At 68.3% G+C, this 7,035-nt stretch carries 6 protein-coding genes; 5 read left to right on the forward strand and 1 reads right to left on the reverse strand.

Annotation, left to right across the window (positions count from 1 at the left end):
• The first annotated feature begins 317 nt into the window (after positions 1-317).
• From ACVJO7_RS33610 to ACVJO7_RS33630, 5 genes are all read left to right on the forward strand, one after another.
• Positions 318-1,811, forward strand: coding sequence for an aldehyde dehydrogenase (locus ACVJO7_RS33610; RefSeq protein WP_491676308.1), 1,494 nt, complete (start codon positions 318-320; stop codon positions 1,809-1,811).
• Between the two features lie 57 nt (positions 1,812-1,868).
• A complete protein-coding gene (locus tag ACVJO7_RS33615) occupies positions 1,869-2,087 on the forward strand; it encodes a hypothetical protein (protein WP_491676309.1) in 219 nt (72 codons plus the stop codon).
• An 84-nt stretch (positions 2,088-2,171) separates the two neighbouring features.
• Positions 2,172-3,326 (forward strand): serine hydrolase domain-containing protein, encoded by a 1,155-nt coding sequence (locus ACVJO7_RS33620; protein WP_491676310.1) that lies wholly within the window; start codon positions 2,172-2,174, stop codon positions 3,324-3,326.
• A gap of 253 nt (positions 3,327-3,579) precedes the next feature.
• On the forward strand, positions 3,580-3,861 hold the full coding sequence (locus ACVJO7_RS33625; RefSeq protein ID WP_491676311.1) for a YciI family protein: 282 nt from the start codon (positions 3,580-3,582) through the stop codon (positions 3,859-3,861).
• Positions 3,862-4,136: 275 nt separating this feature from the next.
• Positions 4,137-5,279: an ISAs1 family transposase gene (locus ACVJO7_RS33630; RefSeq protein WP_491676313.1), complete on the forward strand. Its 1,143-nt coding sequence runs from the start codon at positions 4,137-4,139 to the stop codon at positions 5,277-5,279.
• Between the two features lie 65 nt (positions 5,280-5,344).
• Here ACVJO7_RS33630 and ACVJO7_RS33635 read toward each other — a convergent pair whose 3' ends face one another.
• Complete coding sequence (locus tag ACVJO7_RS33635; protein WP_491676312.1) at positions 5,345-6,142, reverse strand: transposase family protein; 798 nt, start codon at positions 6,140-6,142, stop codon at positions 5,345-5,347.
• Positions 6,143-7,035 lie beyond the last annotated feature (893 nt).

Consider the following 7,035-nt stretch of genomic DNA (forward strand, 5'->3'; position numbering starts at 1 on the left):
CTGCCGCGCTGCTCGACAGCCGATCCGCGACCCGAACAACATCAACTTCTCGCCGTCATGATCAGCTCGGCGGCTACTCACGGATTCGGGTCTGAAGAGTCACCGCCCTTATGCCCGACCAGGGGATTATGTCATCTGACCTGGCTCGGGCATAAGGGTGCGTGGCCAGTCCCGCAAACAGCGCGGTACCATCCTGGCGAGTTGCTGTTCGAGCAGACTGCTTCGGTGCCATTGGCATGCCAGCAGCAGACCGGAACGATCACCCTCTTTGGCGGCGACACCTCGCGTATTGCTTACATTGCGTGCCCCCTGTCTCTATGAAAAAGGTTGTCTTTGTGAGTTCCCTTCAGAAATGGAAGCTCTTTATCGGAGGGAGGTCGGTCGACGCCGCCTCCGGCCGTTCCTTCGAGTCCCTGAACCCCTACACCGGTGCGACCTGGGCGCAGCTGGCCGACGGCGGCCCGGCCGACGTCGACGCCGCGGTCGCGTCCGCCCGGGCGGCCCTGGACGGCGAGTGGGGCGCGATGACCGGCTTCGAGCGGGCCGCGATCCTGCGCCGCTGCGGGGACGCGATCGCCGCGAACGCCGAACGCCTGGCCCGCCTCGAGGTGAACGACTCCGGCAAGCTGCTGCGCGAGATGCGCGGCCAGCTCGTCGGGCTGCCGCAGTGGTACTACTACTTCTCCGGGCTCGCCGACAAGATCGAGGGCCGGACCGTGCCCCCGGTGAACCCGAACTACTTCGGCTACACCGTGCGGGAGCCGGTCGGCGTCGTCGGCGCGATCACGCCGTGGAACTCGCCGCTGCTGCTGCTGACGTTCAAGCTGGCGCCCGCGCTGGCGGCCGGCTGCACGATGGTGGTCAAGCCGTCCGAGCACGCGCCCGCCTCCACCGTGGCGTTCGCCGAGATCCTCTACGAGGCCGGGCTGCCCGCCGGGGTGCTCAACGTCGTCACCGGCTGGGACCGCTCCACCGGCGAGGCGCTCGCGCACCACCCCGGCGTCGACAAGATCGCCTTCACCGGCTCGACGGCCACCGGCACGGCGGTCGCCCAGGCCGCCGTCGCGAACGTCAACCGGGTCACCCTCGAGCTCGGCGGCAAGTCCCCGCAGATCGTCTTCCCGGACGCCGACCTCGACGCCGCCGCGAACGGCCTGGTCGCCGGGGTGTTCGCCGCCACCGGCCAGACCTGCATGGCCGGCTCCCGGCTGATCGTCCACGCCGACGTGCACGACGCGCTGGTCGAGAAGGTCGTCGCCCGGGCGAACGCGATCCGGCTCGGCGACCCGACCGACGCCGCCACCGAGCTGGGCCCGGTGGCGAACCGGGCGCAGTACGAGAAGGTGCTCGGCTACCTGCGCGGCGCCGCCGACGAGGGCGCCGTCTTCGCCTGCGGCGGCGAACCGGACGCCGAGCGCGGCGGTCTGTTCGTCAAGCCGACCGTCGTCACGAACGTGACCCCGGAGAGCACGATCGTGCGCGAGGAGGTGTTCGGCCCGGTGCTGGCCGCCTACACCTTCACCGACGAGGACGAGGCCCTGAAGCTGGCCAACGACACCCCGTACGGCCTGGCCGGCGCCGTCTGGACCAAGGACGTGCACCGCGCGCACCGCGTCGCCGGGAAGCTGCGCGCCGGCACCGTCTGGATCAACGCCTACCGCGTGATCGCCCCCAACATGCCGTTCGGCGGCGTCGGTGCCAGCGGCATCGGCCGGGAGAACGGCGTCGACGCGGTCCACGAGTACACCGAGAACAAGTCCGTGTTCGTCGAGCTGACCGGCGGCACCCGCGACCCCTTCCAACTCGGCTAAACACAGCTGGTGTGAGCAGTTGACCAGGATTCGCCCGACCTCGCTGGACTGGCCTCGATGGTCGAGCCCGCCGCGGCGGGCGAGGACGCCTGGGTCGACCACCACGAGGAGGTCGCGTCGGCGACGCTCGTCCACAACACGACGTCGTGGTACCTCGGCTCGAACGTCCCCGGCAAGCCACGTCGTGTCCTGTCCTACATCGGTGGCGTCGGCGCCTATCGGCAGAAGTGCACCGAGGAGGCGGCCGGCGGCTACCCTTCCTTCGCACGAACCTGATCTTCGAGCACGCCTCTCCTCGACGCCGCCGACACGGCAACGGCGTCCCGAACCGGCCAATGGAGGTCGATCATGGGTAGAAGCATGGACACGGGTGCCCTCGACAGGGTTCTCACCGCCGCCGTCGAGCGCGGCGCGGTACCGCACATCGCGGCGGTCGCCGCCGACCGCGACGGCGTCATCTACGAGGGCGGCGCCGGCCCCCGGACCGTCGGCGAGGGCGGCACGGTCGACGCCGGCACCCAGTTCCGGATCATGTCGATGACGAAGATGGTCGCCACGACCGCGGCGCTGCAGCAGCGGGAGGCCGGCTCGCTCGACTTCGACACCCCGGTCGCGGAGATCCTCCCGCAGTTCGCCGACGTGCAGGTGCTCGACGGGTTCGACGGGGACACCCCGCGGTTGCGGGCACCGAAGTCGCCGGCCACCGTGCGGAACCTCGTGACGCACACGTCGGGCCTGGGCTACTGGTTCTTCGACGAGGACCTGGCCCGCTACGAGAAGGTCACGGGCACCCCGAACGTGCTCGGCGGTGCCGGGGCGTTCGCGGCCCCGATGCTGCACGACCCGGGGGACCGGTTCACCTACGGCATCAACACGGACTGGCTCGGCAAGGTGGTCGAGACCGTCGCCGGGACCGGCCTGGACGTCGTGATCAAGGAGAAGATCTCCGGCCCGCTCGGCATGGACGACACGATGTTCCTGCTCGACGAGCAGCGCACGGCGAACGCGGTGACGGTGCACGTCCCCGGGGAGGACGGTGGCTGGTCCTCGGCCGGCGAGATCCTGCCGCAGCAACCCGACTGGTGGGCCGCAGGGCACGGGCTGTACTCGACCCCGCGCGACTACCTGCGGTTCCAGCGGGCGTTGCTGCGCGGAGGCGAGCTCGACGGCGAGCGGATCCTGCGCCCGGAGACGGTCGAGGAGGCGTTCACCAACCAGATCGGCGCGCTGGACTTCCCGCCGGAGATCCCCACGGCGGACCCGCCGATCACCGCCGAGTTCAACGCCGGGCCCGGGTGGAAGTGGGGCTACGGCCTGCTGCTCAACACCGTCGATGTCCCCGGTGGGCGCCGGGCCGGCAGCGGTGCCTGGGCCGGGTTGTTCAACACCCACTTCTGGATCGACCGGACGACCGGGATCTGCGCGTCGGTCTACACCAACTCGCTCCCGTTCGTCCTTCCGGAGACCTACGCGGTCTACGGGGAGTTCGAACAGGCCCTCTACGCCGCGCTGTGAGGTGGCGGCCCGGGGCCAGCGCGACCGGCCGGGGTCCGGGCCACACAGCCCAGGACAGCTTCAACACGGTGCGGAACCGGCGTCCCTACCTAGCCATGCCGCGTTCCTAGTAGCGAACGGTCTCGAGAACACGCAGTGCCATAGAGTCGCTCTCGACGCGGTCGTAATATTCGCCGAACTTATCGACTGAGATGCTTTGACCACCTAAAATTCACCCAGTCCTGCACAGCAAGTCCTAGAGAGGGAGAACGAGATGTCTTTCCACACCGTGGTCTGGAAGTTTACTGACGATACCGACCTGATCGATCAGGCGCGCGCTGCGCATAGCGCTTACCTCAAAGAACAGGTGGCGAACGGCACAGTGCGCGTCGCCGGTCCCTTCGAGGATGGCACAGGTGGGATCCTCATCGCGGAGGTCGCCGATCAGGCCGAGCTGAAGCGGCTACTCGACGGCGATCCGTATGTCACGCAGGGCGTCGTCGTTGACACGCAGATCTACCCATTCCGACCGGTATTGGGAGCGTTGGCCGGCTGAGGTCCGGATAGCCCGGGGGAATCACACCCCCGGGCTCCCACCAGGGCCCCGGCAAAGTCAGGATGAGCGACTGCTGACCTGCGGCGACACGCGGGCGTAGGTACGAAGGCGGGCACGGGGCCCGACGTGATCATGAGGGTGTCGAAGTCCTTGATCACGTCAGGAAGCCCGTGCCCGCGTTGTCAGTGTCCCCGATCGTTGCTGCCCTGGATCAGGTGGAGGTCGACCTCGATGAGGTGATCGCCACCGCTGCGACCGAGCCGGCGCCAGCTGTGATGTTGTCGCTGGTAGAGGCGTTGTCGCAGGTTCCCGACCCGCGCAAAGCGCGAGGAGTGCGCCACGACGTGCTCGCGGTGCTGCTACTCGGGGCGTGTGCGGTGCTCTCGGGCGCACGGTCGTTCGTAGCAGTGGCCGAGTACGCCCACGACGCCGGCCGAGCGGTGCTGGCCGCGCTCGGCGTGGGCGCAGTGGTACCGCACGAGTCGACCCTGCGCCGTGTCCTGCAGCAGGTTGACCCCTCTGCGCTGGAGGCTGCGTTGCGGTCCTGGGTGCTGGCCCAGCTGCGCACCCGAGCCGTGCCGGTGGGCACACCGCGGCGTGAGCAGCGTCGGGTGCTCGCACTGGACGGCAAGACCCTGCGCGGCGCCCACGTCCGCGCCCTCGACGCTGGTGTCTACCTGCCGCATCTGGTGTCGGTGCTCGACCAGCACAGCGGCGCCGTACTGGGCCAGGTCGGCGTGTCCGACAAGGGCAGCGAGGTCACCGCGTTCACCACCCTGCTCGACGAGTTCGACCTGGCCGGCGTGCTGGTCACCGCCGACGCACTGCACACCCACCGTGGCCATGCCGAGTATCTGCACGCCCGCGGCGGGCACTACCTGATGACGATCAAGGCGAACCAGCCGCGGCTGCTGGCGCGGGTCCGGGCGCTGCCCTGGACCGACATCGGGGTCGCCGCCCGGGAGCGCGCCCGCGGCCACGGCCGGGTCGAGACCCGTACGGTCAGCGTGGTCAGCCTGCACCCCTGCCCCGATCGGGGCGGCGAGTTCTTCCCGCACGCCGCCCAGGCGATCAAGCTGGTGCGCCGGCGTCGCCCGCTGCGACCGGGCGGACGGTGGAAGACCGTGACTGTGTACGCGATCACCAGCCTGACCGGTTTCGACGCCGACCCGGGCCTGCTCGCGCGCTGGATCCGCGGCCACTGGGGCATCGGGAACCGGTTGCACTGGGTCCGCGACGTCACCTACGACGAGGACCGCTCCGCTGTCCGCACCGGGAGCGGTCCTCAGGTCATGGCCGCCTTCCGCAACCTTGCGATCACCGCCCTGCGGCTATCGGGTGCGACCAACATCGCCGCCGCGCTGCGTCACCACGCCCGCGACACGCTCCGACCGCTGGCCACCTACAAGATCACCTGACGACTTTGCCGGGACCCTGGGGCTCCCACAGATCCGTACGTGACAGTGAGCCTTTGCCAACCTGATCAAGCGCTGGCGATCATGAGGGTCTGAACTGCGGCGATGAGCTTGCCGGCGGTGTTCGGGCTGGAGCGGATCTTACGCAGGATCCTCCAGTTCTTCAGCTCGGCGTTGATCCGCTCGCCTGGTCCGCGTCGGCGTGCGTGCGCAGCGTTGACTTCCTTTTGCGCCCGCGACAGTCGCCGGTAGCGGCCGGTGTCGGGGTCGAGTCGTCGGCGGCGCTGTGGGACCGCGACGGTCGGTCCGGCGCCTTGGTAGGCGGTGTCGGCCGCAGCGGGGATCTCATGTTTGGACAGGGCGTCGATGATGCCGTGTTCGCGGGCTGCACCCATGTCGTGGCCGGCGCCGGGCAACGGCGGGGAGATCCACACCAGCCGACCGATCGGGTCCGCGATGACCTGCACGTTCAGGCCGTGAGTCTTGTGTTTGCCGCTGTAGAACCCTCGGTCATATCCCGATGCCATGCCGACTCGATCGATGCGCAGGAGGGTGCCATCGAGGATCACGAACGCCTTCCTCGTGGCGACCTCGATGGCCTGTTCCAGGGTCGGTGCCATCGCGGCGAGTAGGTCGAGGGCCTCGCGGATGTAGCGGTAGACCGTTGAGGTGCCGATCCGGAAGCCGCAGGCCAGGTCGGCGTAGGTCTCGCCCTTGCGCAGGTAGGCGACGACGAGCAGGGCCTGCCGCCCGGCGGGCAGTTTGCGCCAGCGGCTCCGGCGCAGATTCCGGTGCGCTCGAAGCGCATCGGCCAGCATGCCGAGCGCGCGACTGGACACGGTCATCCCCGACGGGTAGGACATCACTTCGAAGCTCCTGGTGGGACGGACTGATCTAGGCAATCGCCCGTCTACCAGGAGCTTGTGTGCCACGAACACGGGAGATCGGTGGTGGTAGAGGCCGGTTGAGCGTGGTGCTGCACGGGAGATGAAGGAATGGCCCTTCGGAGCCGCCTTTCGGGAGGAGGCTTCAAACCGCCCTCCGCTGCGTTAGCTGAAGACTGTCGTGGTGAGCGGGAGGGAAAAGGCGTCCGTGAGGCGTCAGGTGGGGATCAAGAAGGCGTGGCATCACAAGTCCCTGCACTTTTGGGGATTCACCGCGTAAGCGTCGTTAGGTATGAAGTGACATCGAAACCGGGCCTTTAAGCTCAGCCCGGGACAAGCCTGGCGGGTGCCCGATGTCTTGGCCAGGTGGTGTCCGGCGCAGAGGTGGCGCGAGCTTGATCTGCTGCTTCCGTGTGGAACGTGGGAAGGCGTGTCCCGGCACAGCCCGGCCCTGAAACGGGGACGGACGATAGGGAGTTCTCCAAGCGTCTGAAACGCGAGGAAGTGAGTACCGTTGCGGGGCGCGCCGGCGGACCGGTTCGTAGTAGTGCTGATCCTCCTGCTTGATGCGGTGGGGCGGGGAGCGAAGGGGCCGGCTCGATCGTGGTTCGTTGATGAGATCAACCAGGAAGTCCTGGGAGGAGTCGCATGGGCGGGCAGAGGCTGACAGAAAAGCCGTTTGACATCTCGAAACGGGAGGTATGGGAAGCTTATCGGAAGGTGCGGGCCAACAAGGGAGCGCCAGGAGTGGATGGCTGCTCGATCGAGGAATTCGAGGCCGATCTGACCCGAATCCGTGAGTAGCCGCCGAGCTGATCATGACGGCGAGAAGTTGATGTTGTTCGGGTCGCGGATCGGCTGTCGAGCAGCGCGGC

This window comes from Pseudonocardia sp. DxW (assembly GCF_058448985.1).